This window comes from Acetatifactor muris (assembly GCF_024623325.1).
In the GTDB taxonomy this organism is placed as follows: Bacteria; Bacillota; Clostridia; order Lachnospirales; family Lachnospiraceae; genus Acetatifactor; species Acetatifactor muris.
Genome location: NZ_JANJZD010000010.1, coordinates 77,895 through 95,004, shown reverse-complemented (window position 1 = coordinate 95,004; position 17,110 = coordinate 77,895). Strand labels below are relative to the sequence as shown.

Below are 17,110 nucleotides of genomic sequence, written 5' to 3'. Positions count from 1 at the left end.
GAGAAGTTGCCTTCCGTGAAATATTCTATCATGGCGAGGGACTTCTTTCAAGAACAATTTGAGAGGAGATTATTTCTATGACAGAGGAAATGAAGAAAGGGTTAGACAAAGTTTTTGAATGGTATCTTGCAGAAGAATGTGAAGGGCCGGACACGGAAGATGTGCAGGCGGCATTTGATAAGTACGAAGAGACGCTGGAGCAGGCCATCAAGGCGAAAAATGCAGCCAGTACCGATTTGCTGGGTGCGGTATGCACCTATGGGGAGCAGAGGGAACGCAAGGGTTTCAAGGATGGGTTCAGCATCGCATTCCAGATATTTAGTGATATGCAGGGAAGAAAGACCGGCATGGAAAGGAGACACGCATGATGGAAGAATTGAAGGTTATAGAGAATGATTTAGTTCCGGTGTATGAAACTAATACAGGTGAAAAGGTTGTATATGGCACGGAGCTTCATACAGTGCTGGGAGTGAAAAGTAATTATCGGGAATGGGCAAAGCGCAGGTTGAAGGATATTGATGCATTGGAAAATGAGGATTTTGAAGGTGTCGAAATTTCGACGCCTTCCGGACAGGCCAGAAAAGACCACATCATCAAGCTGGACATTGCCAAAGAGATGGCCATGCTGGAGCGAAACGAGAAAGGTAAGCAGGTGCGCAGGTACTTTATCCAGGTGGAGAGAAAGTATAAAGAGGTTCAGAGGCTTGCTGCGGATAAGGTGGCAGAGGTCTTAGACCACTTAGACCAGCAGGTCTTGGACTTCCTGGACCAGCAGGCCAAAATGCAGAAGCGGTTCATGGAGAGCCAGCTGGAGGTCAACCGGGAGGTAATGGAACGCTTGAATGCACTGGAAGGCAGAAGACAGGACGGCCCGTCCTCTGTTATAAGAGTGAATCCGTTTTCCCTGGGAATGACGGATGTCAGTGAGAGAATGAAAAAGCTGAATCATCTGATTGACCAAACATCGGATTTATGCAATCTGGACAGGAATAAAACTTTGCACTATATGTACCTGACAGTGCAGGAGAAAGCACATGTAAATTTCAAATCGTATCTGGATGTGCTTCAATCTGAAATGGAAGATGATGGTTTATGCAATCTCCATGTGATTTGTAAAGTTGACCGATTATATGATATGGCAGTAGAAATGAACGAGGATGTAATCGAAAGGAAGAGGATTTATGGATAATCGGATAATAAAGCAAGGACAAAGGATATGTCTGCTAGACTTGAATTATACGCTGGTATCAAACCAGATGGACACGCGGATGCTCCGGCCGTTCTCCAGGAGGATGGAGGGCGAGGAGTACCGGATGGACTTGATAGATGCCATCAAGGGCGATTATGTCATCATCATTACGGCCAGGCCGGACTACCAGAGGGTGCAGACGATGCAGAACGTCCTCAAAAAGACCGGATGGGAACCGGTGGAAGTCTATTTCAATGACATCAATGCGGAGCCGCATGTGTTCAAGGAATCCGCGCTCAAAAGGTTCATCTTCCCTAAGTACGGCACGGACGGATCACTGTTCTATGCGGTGGAGAGCAATCCTAAGACCAGAGCGATGTATAAGAAATACGGCATCCACGCAGAGCCGTATTCGGAGTTCATAAAGAAGGTAGGGGTGGACGGAAAGGTTGCACCGGCGGAGCCGGAGATGCAGCAGCTCTCCCTATTTGACTAAGGCGTCATAACTGCATACAGATTATTAGGCGGCATGTTCCTTCCTGGGATGTGCCGCTTTTTAATGCAAATAACGAAGAAAGGAAGGGAAACGGATGGAAACACAGACAATGAGGGTGGCAGAGATTGTACCGGCGGTATATAATCCCAGGGTAACACTGACGGAAAAGGATTTTGAGTACCAGGCACTAAAGGCAAGCATTGACGAGTTCGGGCTGGTGGTTCCTCTGATTGTGAACCGGCAGACCGGGAACCTGGTGAGTGGACACCAGAGGCTCAATGTCATGCTGGCAAAAGGCGTGGAGGAGACGGAGGTTGTCATCGTGGACATGGAGCCGAAAAAGGAAATGGCTCTCTGCATCGCCATGAACAAGATAACCGGCGAGTGGGACTATGGAAAGCTGGCAGACATCATGGAGGAGCTGCGGGATGCGGAAGGGATTGACACAACGACCACCGGATTCTCCGATCACGACATCGCGGAGCTTCTGGGGGAGCTGGATGCAGCGGCAGAGGACATCCCGGACGTGGAGGGCGTGGCGAAGAAGGACGATGATACGGAGGGAATCCCCTGCATCGTGGGCGAATATAAATTCCGGATTCCGGATGGGCCGTACAAGGATATGATGGCAGACATCCGGGAGAAGGTCGGGTTCTCTAAGGAGATGGTAGAGGGAGAAATGAAAAGGAGGCTGATGGGATGAAGATAGAAACTCTGAATATAGCAGACATCCGGGCAAGCTCTTTCAATCCGCGCATCACACTGGAGAAGGGTTCCAGGGAGTATGAGGCGATAGCGGCCAGCATAAGGGAATTTGGGTTCGTGGAGCCGCTGGTGGCGAACAGCCATAACATGTGCTGCCTGGGAGGGCATCAGCGCTTATCCGTGCTGAAGGATATGGGCGTGGAGTCCGTGGAATGCGTGATGGTGGAGGAGCCGGACCAGGCCAGGGAGAAGGCTTTATGCGTTGCCCTTAATAGGATAAAGGGCGAATGGGATATGGATATGCTGGCGGCCCTGCTCCAGGACGAGGCCGTTTTCTCTCTTCCTACCGGTTTTGAGGAGGGCGAGGTAGACCTGGAGCGGATGCTGGAGGATGTGGAGCCGCCCGAACTTTCGGAGGAGGAACCGGAGGAGGCGGAGGAGCCTGCCGGTCCGGAGGGTACCACAGTAGTAAAGATTGGCAATTTCAAGTTCAAGATCACCATATCGGAGTACCAGGGTATGTTAAATACCATCCGAGACGCCGGTATTTTCGATTCTAAGGCGATTTCTGATGAAATTAAGAGGAGGATACTTAATGGTTAAATTAGTCCCTATTGGCGACGTGAGGGCGTCAGAATACAATCCAAGAAAGAATGATGAAAAGCGCCTGGCACTCACAGAAATGTCTCTGCGAAAGCTGGGCTTTTTGCTGCCTATCTATGCGGATAAGGACGGCGAGATATTATCCGGGCATCAGCGCCATCTGGTGGCGGAGCGCATGGGCTTTGACAAGATACCGGTCCAGTATGTAGACCAGGAGGATTTGAACAGCAGAAAGGCACTCAACGTACTGTTCAACCGGGCAACAAATGACCTCCAGAAGCAGGACACATGTACGAAGATTAAGAAGCGCCTCTATAACATGGACGTAGACGGCATGTGCGCGGGCCTTCCGGACATCGAGCCTGGGAGCGAGGCATCCTATCCGTGCGTGTACGCTTGCAGGCGGATTGATACCGTGCAGCTGGCAAAGAAGAACCACCGGGATTTCGATTCCCACATGAAAGCCCTGGCAAAGGCGCTGGAGAAAAAGACCGGGAGCCTTATGCCGGTAGTCATCGGCCCGGACATGGATGTGGTGAACGGGATCGGCAGGCTCCAGGTGGCGGCGGAGGCCGGAAAGAAGTTCATCCAGTGCGTGGAAGTGACGGAGGCCCAGAGGGAGTTCGCGTCCGCGATGCTGAACCTATTATCAATGGACTTCTCTATGGAATCCGAATATGCGGACGTACTCCGGTACAATTCCTTTATGAGGGAGCGCAACACCAGGGAGACGGATGCGGAGGGCAACTGCGCCCTGGGGGACGGATTTTTCAAGGGGGTATTCCCGAACAACAACGGCAGGGACTTTTTCAAGCTGGAGGGCGATGTCTTAAAAGCCTGGACCGGACGGTATGGGGATAAGATTGTGGATTTCGGCGCTGGAAAGCTGAACAACACCAGGACGCTCCGGGCCGCAGGCGTGTACGTCTCTGCATTTGAGCCTTATTTTGTCACTACTGGCGATGAAATACACAAGCAAAAGAGCCTGGAGATAGCGGAGCGGTTCCTGGAGGAGGTAGGGAGCGGCGTGGAGTACACATCGGTATTCATATCCTCTGTTTTCAATTCCGTGCCGTTCATGGAGGACAGAAAGAAGATAGCGGCCATCGCGGCTGCGCTCTGCTATCCGAAGGGCCAGGTGGTATGCTGGTGCCAGAGCAACGAGGCGCACCAGTTCACGGCCACGAAGAAAAAATCCGTCCAGGATGAAGCGAGGCTGACATTTGACCTGGACTATGAACCCAATACCATCCTGGGGGATATTTCAAAGCACCCGAAAGTCCAGAAGGGGCATACGAGGGAGGAAATGACCGGGATATTCGCGCCGAGGTTCCGGAAGGTTAAGAGGCTGGACCTCATTCAGAAATTCTGGTACCTGGAGGCAATCGAACCTATCCTGGATGTGGACGCGCTGGCGGATGCCCTGGATTTTGAGTTTGACCTTCCTTATCCGGACGGCTCCACGATGGGGCTTGCGGGCCGGGCGAGGGAAGTGTTTGAAAAACGGTTAGGCGTGAAGCTGCCGGGAAAGGAGGGGAGCTATGGGAAGTAATGGGAATGTCGATAACGTGTCACCGAATGGGAAGTGGGAATTTGACAGCGAAGTGGCGCGGTGCTTTGCAAATATGCTGGAGCGGAGCATCCCGGACTACCGGAGCATGAGGAGTCTGGTCTATGAGATAGGAGAAAAGTTCATCACTCCCGACACCTGGATCACGGACATAGGGTGCTCTACCGGGCTTGCAATAGAGCCTTTTTACGAGAAACACGCGGACGAAAACAAGTATTTCCTCTGTGACAACTCCGCAGCAATGCTGGAGGAGTGCAGGAGTAAATTTTCGGTAGGCATCGGGGCCGGTTTTGTGAAATGCGTAAACGGTAACTTTTTTGAAGTGGAAATGCCCCTGGCAAACAGCCTGGTACTGTCCATCCTATCCATGCAGTTCATGCCCACATCGTACCGCCAGAAAATGCTGAATGACATATACGACCACATGCTGTACGGAGGGGCGCTTGTCTTTGTAGAGAAGGTAGTGGCGGACGGAGGGGCGGATGACCTTCTGGTGGATTTGTACTATGAGATGAAGCGCCGGAACGGCTACACGATTGAGAAGATAGTGGAAAAGCGGAAGAGCCTGGAAAACGTGCTGTCTCCGCTGAAGCCTGGATGGAATGTGGAGATGCTGCACAATGCAGGGTTTAAGGTTGTGGATATGTTCTGGAGATGCCTTAATTTCTGTGGATGGATTGCCATAAAATAACCCGGAAGTAGTACCGCGGAGCGAAGGAGGTGGGCGAAGTGTCCAAAACCGAAAAGCCGTGGGAACGCCAGAAGGGGGAAACCGAGCAGGCATTTGAGGCGTTTGCAATCTACCGGGATTTAGGTCTAAAGAGGTCTAACCATGAAGTCTGCGAGCGGTTGTCTAAGAGTAGACAGCTCATTTCACGCTGGAAGTCTAAGTACGGATGGGACGAAAGGGTGAGGGCTTATGACAATGAGATGGAGCGCCAGGCACACGCGGAGGCAGTCAAGGACCTAAAGGACATGACGAAGCGCCACACCAAGATTGCTGTTCAGATGCAGAAAAAGGCACTGGAGGCGTTGGAGAAGCTGAAAGTTGAGGACATGACGCCGAGGGACATCAAGGAGTATATCAAGATTGCTACCGAGCTGGAGAGGCTGAACCGGAGCGTGTCTGCAAGCGATAACGCGATAGACGAGGAGGAGCAGACCAGGGTGGAGGTCTATATGCCGGAGAAGGAGGCTGACGAGGATGAATAAAGTGATACGTCCCCAGAAAGGCCCCCAGGAGAAGTTCCTGGCTACCAGCGCGGATATAGCGATTTACGGAGGCGCCGCCGGTGGAGGAAAGACCTATGCAATACTCATGGAGCCGCTGCGGTACATCAACACTAAGGGATATAGGGCAGTCATCTTCCGGAAGAATTTCAACCAGATATTTGCATCCGGCGGTATATGGGACGAGAGCCAGGAGATGTACGGAGACATAGCCGGTGCCAAATCCGTGCAGACGCCAAAATTCCGGTGGTCATTCAAGAGCAAGGCTAACATATACTTTGATTTCCTGGGGAGGGATGCGGATGTTGAGAAGTGGCAGGGTTCCCAGATAACATTCATAGGGTTTGACGAGCTGACGCATTTTTCAGAACGCCAGTTTTTTTATATGCTGTCGCGTAACCGCTCCACTTGCGGAGTGAAGCCTTACGTCAGAGCCACATGCAACCCGGACGCGGATTCATGGGTGGCAAAGTTCATTTCCTGGTGGATAAACCCGGAGACCGGATACCCTATTCCGGAGCGCTCTGGAAAAAAACGGTATATGGCGCGTGTGGATGATGAAGTGGTATGGGCCGACACAAGGAAGGAGCTTCTGGATAAAGGCATCAAGGCCGACAAGGTTAAGAGCGTCACATTCATAGCAAGCACCCTGGCGGACAATAAAATCCTTATGGAGAAAGACCCAGGGTATAAGGCAAACCTGGAGGCTTTACCTTTGGTCGAGAGGGAGCGCCTGCTTCACGGCAACTGGAAAATCAAGCCTGCGGCCGGTCTGTATTTCAAGCGTGTACAGATTGGCACAATCCTGGATGCTGTGCCTGATGACATCGTTTCCATTGTACGCGGATGGGATCTTGCGGCTACCGATATGGACGAGGACGATGATGCGGCATATACATCCGGCGTTCTTATGGCAAAGAGGAGCAACGGAAGATTCGTTGTGATAGACGTGATAAACCAGCAGCTGAAAGCTGGTGATGTCCGGAAACTGGTTAGGACAACATCGGCGGTGGACAATGCCAAATATGGATATGTGAGGCAGAGGCTACCGCAAGACCCGGGGCAGGCCGGTAAAGAGCAGGCACAAAGCTATATTGAGATGCTGGCAGGATATGATGTGGTTACAAAGCAGGAATCCGGTAGCAAGCAGACCAGGGCGGAGCCTATGGCAGCTCAATGGCAGCTGGGATTATTCGATGTCGTGGCTGGGGCATGGAACGAAGCATATTTTAATCAGCTGGAATCATTCCCGGAAAGCAAGTTCAAGGATATGGTGGATGCCGGTTCATCCGCTTTCAATGAGCTTACCCTGGGGATGGCATTCAATATTGACAACCTATTGTAGGAAGGAAGTGAGGACTTTATGGACGATACACAGAAAGCCAGGCTGGAAAAGCAGCGGCAGCTACAGAGAGGCGCGGCCATCATTGAGGGTACGCAGGAGCAGTTCCGGCAGGACGGTTACTCAAATATGCTCAATAAATACGGAACCGCGCAGGATAACTCCACCGCGTACACCTACACGCAGGAGCCTTTTGTCTCTGACATGGAGCTTACCAGGCTGTATGAAGGGAATGGGCTTTTTGCGAAGATTATAGACCGCCCTTCCGAGGAGGCTGTTAAGCATGGCTATGATATTGATTTTGGGGATTCTGACGTATCGGAGTATATAGAGGACCGGATGGATTCATTACAGCTGGAGGATAAGTTTGCAACGGCGGAAAAATGGGCCAGACTTTACGGTGGCGCGATCATCGTCATGCTGGTGGATGATGGCCGGGGGCTGGAGGAGCCTCTGAACTGGAGCGATGTCCGGAGCATCGAGGAGCTGCGAGTGTTCGAGAGGGCGGTTGTCCAGCCGGACTACACGAACCTCTACCATTTCAATTTTGCTGACAGCATGGATGGTGATGTGCCGTTTGGAGAGCCGGAGTATTACCAGGTATTCAGCGTATATGGCTATTTCGTTGTGCATCAGTCACGGTGCCTGGTATTCCGGAACGGACGCCTGCCAGAACAGACCACGAACACCAATTACCGGTATTGGGGCATCCCAGAGTATGTGAAGATAAGAAGCGCTCTCCGGGAGTGCGTAACATCCCACGGAAACGGCGTGAAACTGCTGGAGCGGTGCGTCCAGGCCATATACAAGATGAAGAACCTCTCTAATATGCTGGCAACGGACGAGGGTGAGGATAAGGCAATCCGGAGGCTCCAGCTGATTGATATGGCAAGGGGTATTCTGAACAGCATAGCCATTGATACCGAGGGGGAGGACTACGATTTCAAGAATATCACGATGGCAGGGGTGAAGGACATCCTGGATGCTACATGCAATATGCTGTCAGCTGTTACGGACATTCCACAGACAATCCTATTCGGACGCTCTCCTGCCGGGATGAACTCCACTGGCGAGAATGACATGGAGAATTATTATAACATGGTGGAGAACATCCAGAAGGAGAACATGAAAGGCAGCTCCCGGACGGTAATAGACCTCATGCTTATCCAGGGCAAGCGCGAGGGACGGTTCAAGGAGATTCCCAGGTACAAGGTAAAGATGGCGGCTCTTTGGTCTACGTCCGACAAAGAGCAGGCGGATATATCCAAAACCAAAGCGGATACGGAGCTTGTGAAAGCCCAGACAGCGCAAATCTACATGGATTCTTCTGTCATTGACCCTTCCGAAGTCAGAAAGAACCTGGCAGCAGAGGGGGAGTTTGAGATTGAGAACCTAATCACGGAGGATGACCTGGACATTACCGGGGAGGGGATGGAGCCTGGAAACATTCCGGATCACGGCATGGTACCGGCATCCGAACCTGCAGCAACCGGAGAGGAGGCGGCAACGGACGCGGACGATTTACCAGCCGCTGCGGTCCTGGTTATTCATGACGGGAAAATCCTGGCGGCATCCAGGCGCGGCAGCGAGGGCATCTGCGGGCCTGGCGGGAAGGTGGAGCGTGGGGAATCCACCGAGGATGCGGCAAAGAGGGAGGCGATGGAGGAGTTCAACATCATGCCTCTAAATCTCATACCGATAGGGATATACGAAAGCCCCGGCGGACCGTATCTTTCATCGCAGATTTTCTTTGCGGATGAATTTACCGGAAAGCCGGAGGCAGATGGTGACGAGATGCTGGATGCGGCATGGTATACGCTGCCGGAGCTTTACCAGAAAAACCTCTTTCCGCCGTTTGAGAAAAGCCTGGACATTCTCCTGGAGATTCTGAATGGGGGCGGTCCGGATGGATGAAAAGATGCTGAACAAAGAGCTGATGGCGAAAGTCAGCCGGAAGTTCTACGGACATACGAACCTATACAGCAAGTATACGCCGAAGATTCCGGAGGGCGCGGAACGCGAGTATATCCGCATGGTGAATGAATACACCGGCATCCTCAAAGAGGAGCTGGAGGCGGAGTTCCCTACACTCAAAGAGATTTACAAGAGGGAGAGGGATGCGGAAGTCCAGGGGCGACGGGAAGATTCGGCAACGGATTTCCTTCTGGCGGTAATCGGCATATTTAACAGAATACGGAACAAAGTAGCTGCTAGGTGTCTTTCCTTCGGCTTGAAGAAAAGGCTTTTGAACCTGGCGCTTATTAACCGGCGGATGACAACCAAAGAATGGGAAAAGGTCATCCGTACCAGCCTGGGAATAGACATCCGCAAGGACTACTACCTGGGCGATTTTTATTTAGATCAGCTGGCAAAGTGGGTGAGTGAGAATGTGGACTTAATCACTTCCATACCGGAGAATACGCTGGATAAGATGAAGGATATTGTCCTGGATGGATTCAACCGCGGGCGCAGGACTACGGACATCGCAAAGGACATCCAGCTTGCATATGGCGTGAGCAGGAAAAAGGCGCGGTTCATAGCAAGGGACCAGACGGCAAAACTCAACGGCCAGATTCAACGCGCCCAACAGATGGATGCAGGAATCACGGAGTATATCTGGAGTGATTGTGGAGATGAACGTGTCCGCAGGAGCCACCGGAGGCTGAACGGCCAGAAGTTTTCCTGGGAAGGGGAAGGGCCGGAGACCGACAATGGGAGGCACTGTCATCCCGGCCAGGATTTCAACTGCCGCTGCATAGGCAGGCCGGTATTCAACCGGAACACGCTGAACCTTCCGGTAAAGGAGGATGGCGGCATAAAGGTAACAATCAAATGATAGGAGGTATCAGAGATGGAAAACGCTGTAAAAGCGATTTGCCAGGCTTTAATAGAGGAGGCTGGATTAGTTATCAGTCACACTGATAAAATCGCTGCTTTAGGCTCCAGCGACGCCAGAACAACAGCACAAGCGATTGACGGTATGCGCCTGGATGCAGTGGAACATATCCAGAATCTTACACTGGAGCTTACAAGGCTAATCACTTCCGGAGAGGAGCCTGGAGAGGCAGAATCTGGAGGGGAGCCGGAAGGGGAGGGGGAGGCTGAATGACTGAACCGAAATTGAGGAAAGTGCGGCGCCTGGACACTATCCGGCTGGATAAGGACGATAGGACGTACTTCACAGAAGAAGGGTATCTGGTAGACCACCCGATTCTTACATCGTGTGGGATATTTGAATACACAAACCCCGATGGTAGTATTCGGAGGGAATTGCGACTGCCGGAGCATGTGTTCAACGGGAAATCGCTGGCTACATACAAAGGCAAGCCCATTATCATCACCCACGAGGCAGGCATCGTGAGCAAAGATAATGTGGATAAGGAGCAGATTGGAACCATCCTCACAAATGGGTACCAGGACAGAGAGGATGTCCGTGCCGAAATCATCATCCATAATACGGATGCCATGAAGGACAGCGGACTGAAAGAACTCTCCCTGGGGTACAACCTGGACCTGGTGGAGGAGCCGGGGACTTACAACGGCGAACCTTACGATGCAATCCAGACGAATATTGTCATAAACCACCTGGCACTTGTGGCATCGGCACGAGCCGGGGAGCAGGCCAGGCTCAACATTGACGGTTCGGACGAACCAGAACTTAAAGGAGGTAAATTGATGGCAAGAGAAACAAGAAGCCGCGCAGATGGCGGCGCAATGTCACCGGAGGAGCTTAAAAAGGCCATAGAAGCGTATAAGGAGCGCAAGGCCGGTAGAGCTGCCGCCGGGGGCGAGGAGAAACCGGCAGCTGATGAAGCCGGGGCAGCTATGGCAGAGGCAGAGGAACCCACCGAGGAGCCTGCAACCGAGGAGGAGAAAGCAGCAGACGGAGAAGGGTGTGAGGAGCCTGCATCGGAGGAGGGGAGTTCTCCTGCCGACATCGCGCAGATGGTGAAAGACCGGCGCGACCGCAGGGATGCAGAGGAAGACCCGAAGGATGTTGAAGGAGCTATGGGCGTCATCGCACAGCAGGACGAGGACATTGACATGCTCCTGGCCTGCCTGGAGAAGATGATGGCCGATGCGGCAGTGGACAGCGCGGATAACGCAGACGGCGGAGCCGATGCTGCCGACCAGGCGGACAATGCCGACCAGGAGGATGGTTCCGATGACAAGAGCGGTTCCCTAAACGCGGATTCAGCGGATGAAATCTTCCGTCAGCGTTTGAGCATCTGCCGGATCGGTGACAAGCTCCGCATGGACGGCCTGGAGAATAAGAGCATCCTGGAGGGTAAAAAGGCTATCATCGCTAAAGTCCTTCCGGCCATGAGACTTGACGGAAAGAGCCGGGCCTATGTGGATGCCGCCTATGACATGGCTGTGAATGAGGTCAATAAGCGGAAGGATGTTTCCTTCCAGAAAAAGCAGATGGCCGGAAAACCGGCTCCTGCACAGGCAACCAGGGCAGACGGTAATCCTGCCGGTAAAAGCGCAGCGGCGCAGGCAAGACAGCGCATGATTGATAGAGAAGGAGGTAAGCAGTAATGGCAGCACAGATGAATTACAGTTTCGATACTCCGAAGGGTGTCGCAGGCGGCAAAGTAGACCTTGCGTATGACGAGGTAGTGACGAGGCAGAATGAGGAGGCCGATGGCGTTCTCAAATTCGGTATGGCGGCAGCTGTGGGAACGTCCGCAGGCTCTACGGTCAAGGTTCCGGCAGCTGGCACCACAAAGGCGCAGATCGAGGGCGTTGTCCTCCATGCGGCGAACACGGAGCAGGACATGTCCGGGAAGGTCATTCTGAAAAAGGATGTATCGGTCGGCATCATGCGTAAAGGGCATGTATGGGGCAGGCTTGCGGCTGATGCGGTTCCCACCTATGCACAGACGGCCTATGTGGTGACTTCCGGGAAAGATGCCGGAGCCTTTACCCACCTGGAGACCCAGACCGGCGATGATGGGGCGGCGAACCTGGACATCGGGGCGAAGTTCGGCAACGTAAGCGATACTGATAATGGCATTGCAGTCATTGAGTTAGGCTAAGAAAAGGAGGAGACTGAACAATGAACGAAAACAAGAGGTACAATCCCGATATGCCGTCCGAAGGTTACGACCAGGCGGACTATGAGGCATTGAAGGCATCCAACATCATTCCTACCCTGGCAACCGTAAAGGGGATGCACTTTGACAGCGCGGAGGATGCGAGTATTTTCTTTGCAAGGGAGCTGGACTATGTAAAGTCCAAGGCCTATGACAAGATTTATCCGGAGTTTACCGCTCTGAACCATTTTCCGATCACCCATGAGGTTCCGGAAGGTGCGGAAACCATGACGTATTACAGCTATGAGAAGACCGGCTTTGCTGCTATCATCAGCAACTACGCTACCGACCTTCCCAGGGCTGATGTGAAGGGAGAGCCGACCACGGCATCCGTGAAGTCCATCGGTGACAGCTACGGTTACTCCATCCAGGAAATGAGGGCCAGCCGACATGCAGGAAAGAGCCTGGACACCAGAAAAGCAGATGCGGCGCGTTATGCTATCGACCGGACGGCCAACACCATCGCATTTGCCGGTGATAAAAAGCATAAGCTCATGGGTATGCTGTCCGCCGACAATAACATCCCTCTGTACACGCTCTCTACCGTGGAAGTGGACGGGGTACAGCATACGGAGTTCAAGTACAAGAGCGCACAGCAGATTTTGGATGACATTAACGGCATGTTCGGCTATATGGCGAGGATTACCCAGGACGTAGAGAGAGCGGATACTCTGATGCTGCCCTCCGATGTCTACATCGACATTTCCACCAGGCAGATTCCGAATACCGGATTTACGGTGAAGAAATTCCTGCTGGAGAACGCGCCGTATTTGAAGGACATCATTCCCGCTCCGGAAATGTCCGGTAATAGTAAGTCCACGAACCCTTACGGCAAGAATGTGATGATGCTCTACACCAACAGCGAGGAGAAGTTCTCCCTGGAGATTCCGATGGCGTTCTACCAGTACCCTCTCCAGAACCGCAACCTGGAGGTAATCATCCCTTGCGAGGAGAGGATCGCTGGCATTGTTCTGTATTATCCGCTGTCCGCGCTTATTGCGGTCGGTGTCTAAGGAAGGAGGAAAACACATGGCTATGAAGATGGAGAATATTTCCAATGGAAAGGTTATCGGCATCGGGGAGGTTACTATCCTCCCCGGAGAGGTAAAGGAGATTCCTGCAGCATACGAGGCCAGCCCCATCCTGGAGGTCTATAAAAAGATGGGGTTTGCCCGGATCACCGGCAAAGTGTCCGCGCCTGCGAAAACCCAGGAGGAGGTAGAGGCAGAGAAAAAGGCTGCGGCTGAAAAGGCTGCGGCAGATGCGGAGGAGCTGCGGAAAGCACGTCTGGCATCCCTGGAGGGAATCAGCGAGGAGGGCCTGGCATCCCTGGCAAATGAGCTTGGAATCAATCCGGCGGAGTGCAAGGACCAGGCCGATGTACTGAAAAAGGTCAAGGCGGCGCTGACAAAGAAAAAATAGGAGGGAGGTACTGACGATATGGACGCACTCGATATTTTCCGTATTGTAGCGGCAGAGTTCGCGGACGTGCCGGATGATGATGTGGTAGACCCGGAGACCGGAAAAAAGACCTATGGCGTCAAGACGTTCCTGGAGCTGTATTCCGATCAGATTTCAGAAAAGAGGTTTGGCAAAACATACCAGAAAGCCCTTGCATATCTGACCGCCCACAAATTAAAGATGAATGGCTACGGGAACACGGAAAACGGAACCATCGGGGATTCCCTGCGAGTGAGCTCCTATTCGGAAGGAGAAACCTCTATCACCTATGCCACCGGGCAGCAGACGAATCTCCAGGTCGATGCGGAGTATGCACTCACCGTATACGGCCTGGAGTTCCTTACGCTCCGGAGAAATGCCATCATCCCGATTATCAGTGCAGGGGAGGCGAAAAGCTATGGGCGTTAGGTTCAGAGACCGGCTCACTCCGGAGGGACAGCGTTTCTTCCGGGAGCTGGCGGAGCTTAAGGAACTGGAGGTTCGTGTCGGATTCCAGAGAGGAAAGTCCCAGGAAGAGGACGGGACGGACATGTGCGATGTGGCGGCTTTTAATGAGCTGGGGACGGACCACATACCGGCCAGGCCATTCATCAGACAGAGTGTGGATGACAACGAAAGCAAGATAAATTCATTCTTGAAAGAGGAGGTAAAGGATTTTGCACAGGGGAAATCTGCGGAGCAAATACTGAAAGAGATAGGAATCTTCCAGAAGGACCTCATGCAGGACAAAATCACTTCCGGGAGCTTTGCACCAAATGCGGAATCCACAATCAAGAAGAAAGGCAGCAGCAAGCCGCTGGTTGACACCGGGCGGATGCGGCAGTCTGTGAATTACGTCATCCAGAAGAAAGGAAGTGGTGATGATTGAAATTTCTGAAAAGGCCATACACGATAAGGCGGTATTCTGCGCCGGTTTATGTGCGGGGGTATTCTACTATACCCTATGAAGATATAACGCTCCCTATGGACGTACAGACATTAGAGGACGCGACTGTGACAACGCCGGACGGCACGGAATCAGTCCAGAGGCTAAAGGTTTTCTGCGATTATGAAATCAAGGTTGAGGATGAAGGGAAACAGCAGAAGTCGGACCGGCTCTGGTACCAGGGCAAGTGGTTTGACTGTAAATCCAGCAGGTTAAGTGAGAACACACCCCTAAGGCACTACACGGCCACTTTCGTCCAGTGCCTAAAGCAAGACCAGGGGCCGGGGCCTGGAGAGGAGGAAAAGGGAGAGGAGGAGACGGCGGATGAATCTGGTGGAAGTTAAGGAATCACTTTACGATGCCACAGCGCGGTTTTTCGCCGGGGCAGCTATCCTCTGGACAGAACAGATAAACACGAAGCCGCCAGTGCCGTATGTCACCCTTAAAACCGGCGGCATCCGGAGGGATGCTTTCCCGATTATTGACGAGGAGGGGCGCAGCGTATACCAGTGTGGTACCACCCTGGAAGTGAACCTATACACGAATGGAAAGCCGATGCCATCCGGGAAGAATCAGACTGGCAATTTCATTGATACCGCAACATCCGATTTATCAGAGTTCGCCATCTTTCTGGATTCAGAGAGGATGACGGACTTTTTCAGCAAGAGAGGCATGGGGATTCTTCTCATGCCCCCGGTGCGGAACCTTACCGGCTTGCAGAACAGCACACAGTACCGGTACCGGGCGATGGCGGAGTTTACGGTTTCCTATGTCGAGGAGGCAGACGGACAGTATGGCATCAGCGGTATGCCGATGGTTCCGAACAGCTCCGGAGGCGGCACAAGCGATATGGCAGCTGCAACGACAGATGCCATAGAAAATGTAGAATTGATAGAAGAATCAGAAGGAGGTAAAGACAATGCAGAACAATCCATTGGATGACATTGTAAAATGTGACATTGAGATTGCAAATCCGGGATCAGATGACGCCACGTTTGACAGCATTTTGCTGGTGGTGCCTGCTCCGGAGGCGGAAGGCATCGCAAAGCTCACGAAGACCACGGCCATTTCAAAGGCCGATGAACTGCTCAACTACGGATACACCGTGGAGGATGGCGCATACCTGGCGGCATCGGTGGCGTTTTCGCAGTCTCCATCACCGGGGGATGTATATGTGGCGGTGCGGAAATCAACCATTCCGGAAGTGGTGGAGGGAGAGGGCGAAACCACGGAGCCTGCACCGGTGTATGAGGACATCCGGGAGACGCTTGCCAGGGCAAACCGGGAGGCGTCTTTCTATGGCATCCATATTACGGATTTCAAAGACCCGGATGATGTCCGCAATGTGGTGAGCTGGACAGAGACGCAGGAGAAGATTTTTGGGTTCGAGTACACGGACATTGACAGCTGCCCGATCAAGAATTTTTCCTATTACCGGAGTTTCGGGAAGTTCTCCGGACTGGCGGACGGATACGAAAATGGGGAAAAGCCTGCGGAGAATGAGTACGCTGCGCTTGCTATTATGGCAAAGTGTTTCGGGTACCAGCCCGGCTCCGAGACCTGGAACCTTAAAGAGGAGGCAACCATCGTCCCCTCCCGGCTCACGTCCGACCAGAAAAAGACGCTGGAGGCAAACAATATGAATGTGAACCTCCGGTATGCAAGCTGCAACTGCAACATGGGTGGGAAGATGCTCTCTGGTGAGTGGATTGACGTCATCCGTTTCCGTGACTGGCTGAAAAACAGGATGCAGTTCCTTGTGTTCGGCGTTCTGAAAGCCAACACGAAGGTTCCGTTCGAGGACAGCGGCATCGGGGCAATCCAGGGGGCGATGGAAAAAGCCCTTTCGGAAGGGCAGACGCATGGAGGAATCGCACAGACATCATTCGATGCTGACGATAACGAGATTCCAGGGTACGTTACTACCGTCCCCCTGGCAAGCGATCTGACGGAGGACCAGAGGAAATCGCGCAAGCTGCCTAACTGTAGATGGCGGGCGCGGCTTGCAGGCGCCATCCATCTGGTGGAAATTGGCGGCACGTTGAGATTCTAAGAGAGGAGGATGAAAAGCTATGAGAGTAACAACCTACAATCCCAAAGAAGTGACCTGCGCCCTGGGGAATCACATTATGTCCGGATTCGCGGATGACAGTTTCATTACCGTGGAGCCTGCCGGTGATGGAACCAGCTATGTGAGCGGCGCGGACGGCGAGATTGCCAGGAGCATTGACCCGTCCAAAATCTACACTGTAAAAATCGCTCTGCTGCAGGCGTCCAGAAGCAATTCCTTCCTGGAGAAGAAATACCGGCAGGACCAGAAGAACGGCCAGGGAACATTCTCTGTGAATATCGCAGACATCCTGGGGGCGGAGAAGTTCGTGGGAGCTATCGCCTGGGTGACAAAACCGGCATCGTGGGTTCGCGGAAAGACGCAGCAGAACCGGGAATGGGAGATTGTGGTGGCAGAGGGAGAATTCAAATAAGAGTATA

22 protein-coding genes are annotated in these 17,110 nt (G+C 52.7%); all 22 read left to right on the top strand.

The genetic code is table 11. The features are described from left to right. Window positions 1–77 precede the first annotated feature (77 nt). The 22 genes from NSB25_RS11470 (at window position 78) to NSB25_RS11365 (ending at window position 17,103) form a co-directional block, all read left to right on the top strand. A complete protein-coding gene (locus NSB25_RS11470; protein ID WP_103239789.1) occupies window positions 78–368 on the top strand; it encodes a hypothetical protein in 291 nt (96 codons plus the stop codon). Continuing rightward, complete coding sequence (locus tag NSB25_RS11465) at window positions 365–1,189, top strand: antA/AntB antirepressor family protein (protein ID WP_242982411.1); 825 nt, start codon at window positions 365–367, stop codon at window positions 1,187–1,189. Before NSB25_RS11470 ends, NSB25_RS11465 begins: the two co-directional genes overlap by 4 nt. Beyond that, window positions 1,182–1,685 carry a hypothetical protein gene (locus tag NSB25_RS11460; protein ID WP_103239788.1) on the top strand — a complete coding sequence of 168 codons (504 nt, stop codon included), beginning with the start codon at window positions 1,182–1,184 and terminating at the stop codon, window positions 1,683–1,685. Before NSB25_RS11465 ends, NSB25_RS11460 begins: the two co-directional genes overlap by 8 nt. 94 nt (window positions 1,686–1,779) lie before the next feature. Beyond that, the gene (locus tag NSB25_RS11455; protein WP_103239787.1) at window positions 1,780–2,388 is read left to right on the top strand and encodes a ParB N-terminal domain-containing protein; all 609 of its coding nucleotides are present in this window, start codon (window positions 1,780–1,782) and stop codon (window positions 2,386–2,388) included. After that, window positions 2,385–2,993 carry a ParB N-terminal domain-containing protein gene (locus NSB25_RS11450; protein WP_103239786.1) on the top strand — a complete coding sequence of 203 codons (609 nt, stop codon included), beginning with the start codon at window positions 2,385–2,387 and terminating at the stop codon, window positions 2,991–2,993. Before NSB25_RS11455 ends, NSB25_RS11450 begins: the two co-directional genes overlap by 4 nt. Further along, on the top strand, window positions 2,986–4,545 hold the full coding sequence (locus NSB25_RS11445; RefSeq protein ID WP_172455088.1) for a ParB N-terminal domain-containing protein: 1,560 nt from the start codon (window positions 2,986–2,988) through the stop codon (window positions 4,543–4,545). The genes NSB25_RS11450 and NSB25_RS11445 overlap by 8 nt, the downstream gene beginning before the upstream one ends. After that, the gene (locus NSB25_RS11440) at window positions 4,535–5,254 is read left to right on the top strand and encodes a methyltransferase domain-containing protein (protein ID WP_103239784.1); all 720 of its coding nucleotides are present in this window, start codon (window positions 4,535–4,537) and stop codon (window positions 5,252–5,254) included. The genes NSB25_RS11445 and NSB25_RS11440 overlap by 11 nt, the downstream gene beginning before the upstream one ends. A gap of 38 nt (window positions 5,255–5,292) precedes the next feature. Then, window positions 5,293–5,775 (top strand): hypothetical protein, encoded by a 483-nt coding sequence (locus NSB25_RS11435; protein ID WP_103239783.1) that lies wholly within the window; start codon window positions 5,293–5,295, stop codon window positions 5,773–5,775. Continuing rightward, window positions 5,768–7,138: a phage terminase large subunit gene (gene terL, locus NSB25_RS11430; protein ID WP_103239782.1), complete on the top strand. Its 1,371-nt coding sequence runs from the start codon at window positions 5,768–5,770 to the stop codon at window positions 7,136–7,138. Before NSB25_RS11435 ends, terL begins: the two co-directional genes overlap by 8 nt. An 18-nt stretch (window positions 7,139–7,156) precedes the next feature. Beyond that, a complete protein-coding gene (locus tag NSB25_RS11425; protein ID WP_103239781.1) occupies window positions 7,157–9,049 on the top strand; it encodes an anti-CBASS protein Acb1 family protein in 1,893 nt (630 codons plus the stop codon). Beyond that, window positions 9,042–9,971, top strand: a complete 930-nt coding sequence (locus NSB25_RS11420) for a phage head morphogenesis protein (RefSeq protein ID WP_172455087.1) — start codon at window positions 9,042–9,044, stop codon at window positions 9,969–9,971. Before NSB25_RS11425 ends, NSB25_RS11420 begins: the two co-directional genes overlap by 8 nt. Before the next feature lie 15 nt (window positions 9,972–9,986). Then, entirely contained in the window at window positions 9,987–10,244 is a 258-nt protein-coding gene (locus NSB25_RS11415) for a hypothetical protein (RefSeq protein ID WP_103239779.1), read from the top strand. Next, entirely contained in the window at window positions 10,241–11,677 is a 1,437-nt protein-coding gene (locus tag NSB25_RS11410; protein ID WP_103239778.1) for a DUF2213 domain-containing protein, read from the top strand. Before NSB25_RS11415 ends, NSB25_RS11410 begins: the two co-directional genes overlap by 4 nt. Continuing rightward, window positions 11,677–12,177, top strand: coding sequence for a structural cement protein Gp24 (locus tag NSB25_RS11405; protein ID WP_103239777.1), 501 nt, complete (start codon window positions 11,677–11,679; stop codon window positions 12,175–12,177). The genes NSB25_RS11410 and NSB25_RS11405 overlap by 1 nt, the downstream gene beginning before the upstream one ends. Window positions 12,178–12,197: 20 nt before the next feature. Further along, window positions 12,198–13,247 (top strand): DUF2184 domain-containing protein, encoded by a 1,050-nt coding sequence (locus NSB25_RS11400; protein ID WP_242982410.1) that lies wholly within the window; start codon window positions 12,198–12,200, stop codon window positions 13,245–13,247. A 16-nt stretch (window positions 13,248–13,263) separates the two neighbouring features. Continuing rightward, complete coding sequence (locus NSB25_RS11395) at window positions 13,264–13,656, top strand: hypothetical protein (protein ID WP_103239776.1); 393 nt, start codon at window positions 13,264–13,266, stop codon at window positions 13,654–13,656. Between the two features lie 18 nt (window positions 13,657–13,674). After that, entirely contained in the window at window positions 13,675–14,103 is a 429-nt protein-coding gene (locus tag NSB25_RS11390; RefSeq protein WP_103239775.1) for a DUF4054 domain-containing protein, read from the top strand. Further along, complete coding sequence (locus NSB25_RS11385; RefSeq protein ID WP_103239774.1) at window positions 14,093–14,563, top strand: hypothetical protein; 471 nt, start codon at window positions 14,093–14,095, stop codon at window positions 14,561–14,563. The genes NSB25_RS11390 and NSB25_RS11385 overlap by 11 nt, the downstream gene beginning before the upstream one ends. Further along, entirely contained in the window at window positions 14,560–14,964 is a 405-nt protein-coding gene (locus NSB25_RS11380; protein ID WP_103239773.1) for a hypothetical protein, read from the top strand. The genes NSB25_RS11385 and NSB25_RS11380 overlap by 4 nt, the downstream gene beginning before the upstream one ends. Beyond that, window positions 14,945–15,562 carry a phage neck terminator protein gene (locus NSB25_RS11375; RefSeq protein WP_103239772.1) on the top strand — a complete coding sequence of 206 codons (618 nt, stop codon included), beginning with the start codon at window positions 14,945–14,947 and terminating at the stop codon, window positions 15,560–15,562. Before NSB25_RS11380 ends, NSB25_RS11375 begins: the two co-directional genes overlap by 20 nt. Beyond that, a complete protein-coding gene (locus NSB25_RS11370; protein WP_103239771.1) occupies window positions 15,540–16,673 on the top strand; it encodes a DUF3383 family protein in 1,134 nt (377 codons plus the stop codon). The genes NSB25_RS11375 and NSB25_RS11370 overlap by 23 nt, the downstream gene beginning before the upstream one ends. Window positions 16,674–16,692: 19 nt before the next feature. Beyond that, a complete protein-coding gene (locus tag NSB25_RS11365) occupies window positions 16,693–17,103 on the top strand; it encodes a phage structural protein (RefSeq protein WP_103239770.1) in 411 nt (136 codons plus the stop codon). Window positions 17,104–17,110: the final 7 nt, after the last annotated feature.

Bases quoted from the DNA above. Each gene is read 5' to 3' on its own strand.
- NSB25_RS11465 (WP_242982411.1), top strand. From the start codon at position 365: ATGATGGAAGAATTGAAGGTTATAGAGAATGATTTAGTTCCGGTGTAT.
- NSB25_RS11370 (WP_103239771.1), top strand. From the start codon at position 15,540: ATGCAGAACAATCCATTGGATGACATTGTAAAATGTGACATTGAGATT.
- NSB25_RS11405 (WP_103239777.1), top strand. From the start codon at position 11,677: ATGGCAGCACAGATGAATTACAGTTTCGATACTCCGAAGGGTGTCGCA.
- NSB25_RS11450 (WP_103239786.1), top strand. From the start codon at position 2,385: ATGAAGATAGAAACTCTGAATATAGCAGACATCCGGGCAAGCTCTTTC.
- NSB25_RS11420 (WP_172455087.1), top strand. From the start codon at position 9,042: ATGGATGAAAAGATGCTGAACAAAGAGCTGATGGCGAAAGTCAGCCGG.
- terL (WP_103239782.1), top strand. From the start codon at position 5,768: ATGAATAAAGTGATACGTCCCCAGAAAGGCCCCCAGGAGAAGTTCCTG.
- NSB25_RS11385 (WP_103239774.1), top strand. From the start codon at position 14,093: ATGGGCGTTAGGTTCAGAGACCGGCTCACTCCGGAGGGACAGCGTTTC.
- NSB25_RS11400 (WP_242982410.1), top strand. From the start codon at position 12,198: ATGAACGAAAACAAGAGGTACAATCCCGATATGCCGTCCGAAGGTTAC.
- NSB25_RS11365 (WP_103239770.1), top strand. From the start codon at position 16,693: ATGAGAGTAACAACCTACAATCCCAAAGAAGTGACCTGCGCCCTGGGG.
- NSB25_RS11375 (WP_103239772.1), top strand. From the start codon at position 14,945: ATGAATCTGGTGGAAGTTAAGGAATCACTTTACGATGCCACAGCGCGG.
- NSB25_RS11415 (WP_103239779.1), top strand. From the start codon at position 9,987: ATGGAAAACGCTGTAAAAGCGATTTGCCAGGCTTTAATAGAGGAGGCT.
- NSB25_RS11440 (WP_103239784.1), top strand. From the start codon at position 4,535: ATGGGAAGTAATGGGAATGTCGATAACGTGTCACCGAATGGGAAGTGG.
- NSB25_RS11425 (WP_103239781.1), top strand. From the start codon at position 7,157: ATGGACGATACACAGAAAGCCAGGCTGGAAAAGCAGCGGCAGCTACAG.
- NSB25_RS11390 (WP_103239775.1), top strand. From the start codon at position 13,675: ATGGACGCACTCGATATTTTCCGTATTGTAGCGGCAGAGTTCGCGGAC.
- NSB25_RS11410 (WP_103239778.1), top strand. From the start codon at position 10,241: ATGACTGAACCGAAATTGAGGAAAGTGCGGCGCCTGGACACTATCCGG.
- NSB25_RS11460 (WP_103239788.1), top strand. From the start codon at position 1,182: ATGGATAATCGGATAATAAAGCAAGGACAAAGGATATGTCTGCTAGAC.
- NSB25_RS11455 (WP_103239787.1), top strand. From the start codon at position 1,780: ATGGAAACACAGACAATGAGGGTGGCAGAGATTGTACCGGCGGTATAT.
- NSB25_RS11470 (WP_103239789.1), top strand. From the start codon at position 78: ATGACAGAGGAAATGAAGAAAGGGTTAGACAAAGTTTTTGAATGGTAT.
- NSB25_RS11445 (WP_172455088.1), top strand. From the start codon at position 2,986: ATGGTTAAATTAGTCCCTATTGGCGACGTGAGGGCGTCAGAATACAAT.
- NSB25_RS11395 (WP_103239776.1), top strand. From the start codon at position 13,264: ATGGCTATGAAGATGGAGAATATTTCCAATGGAAAGGTTATCGGCATC.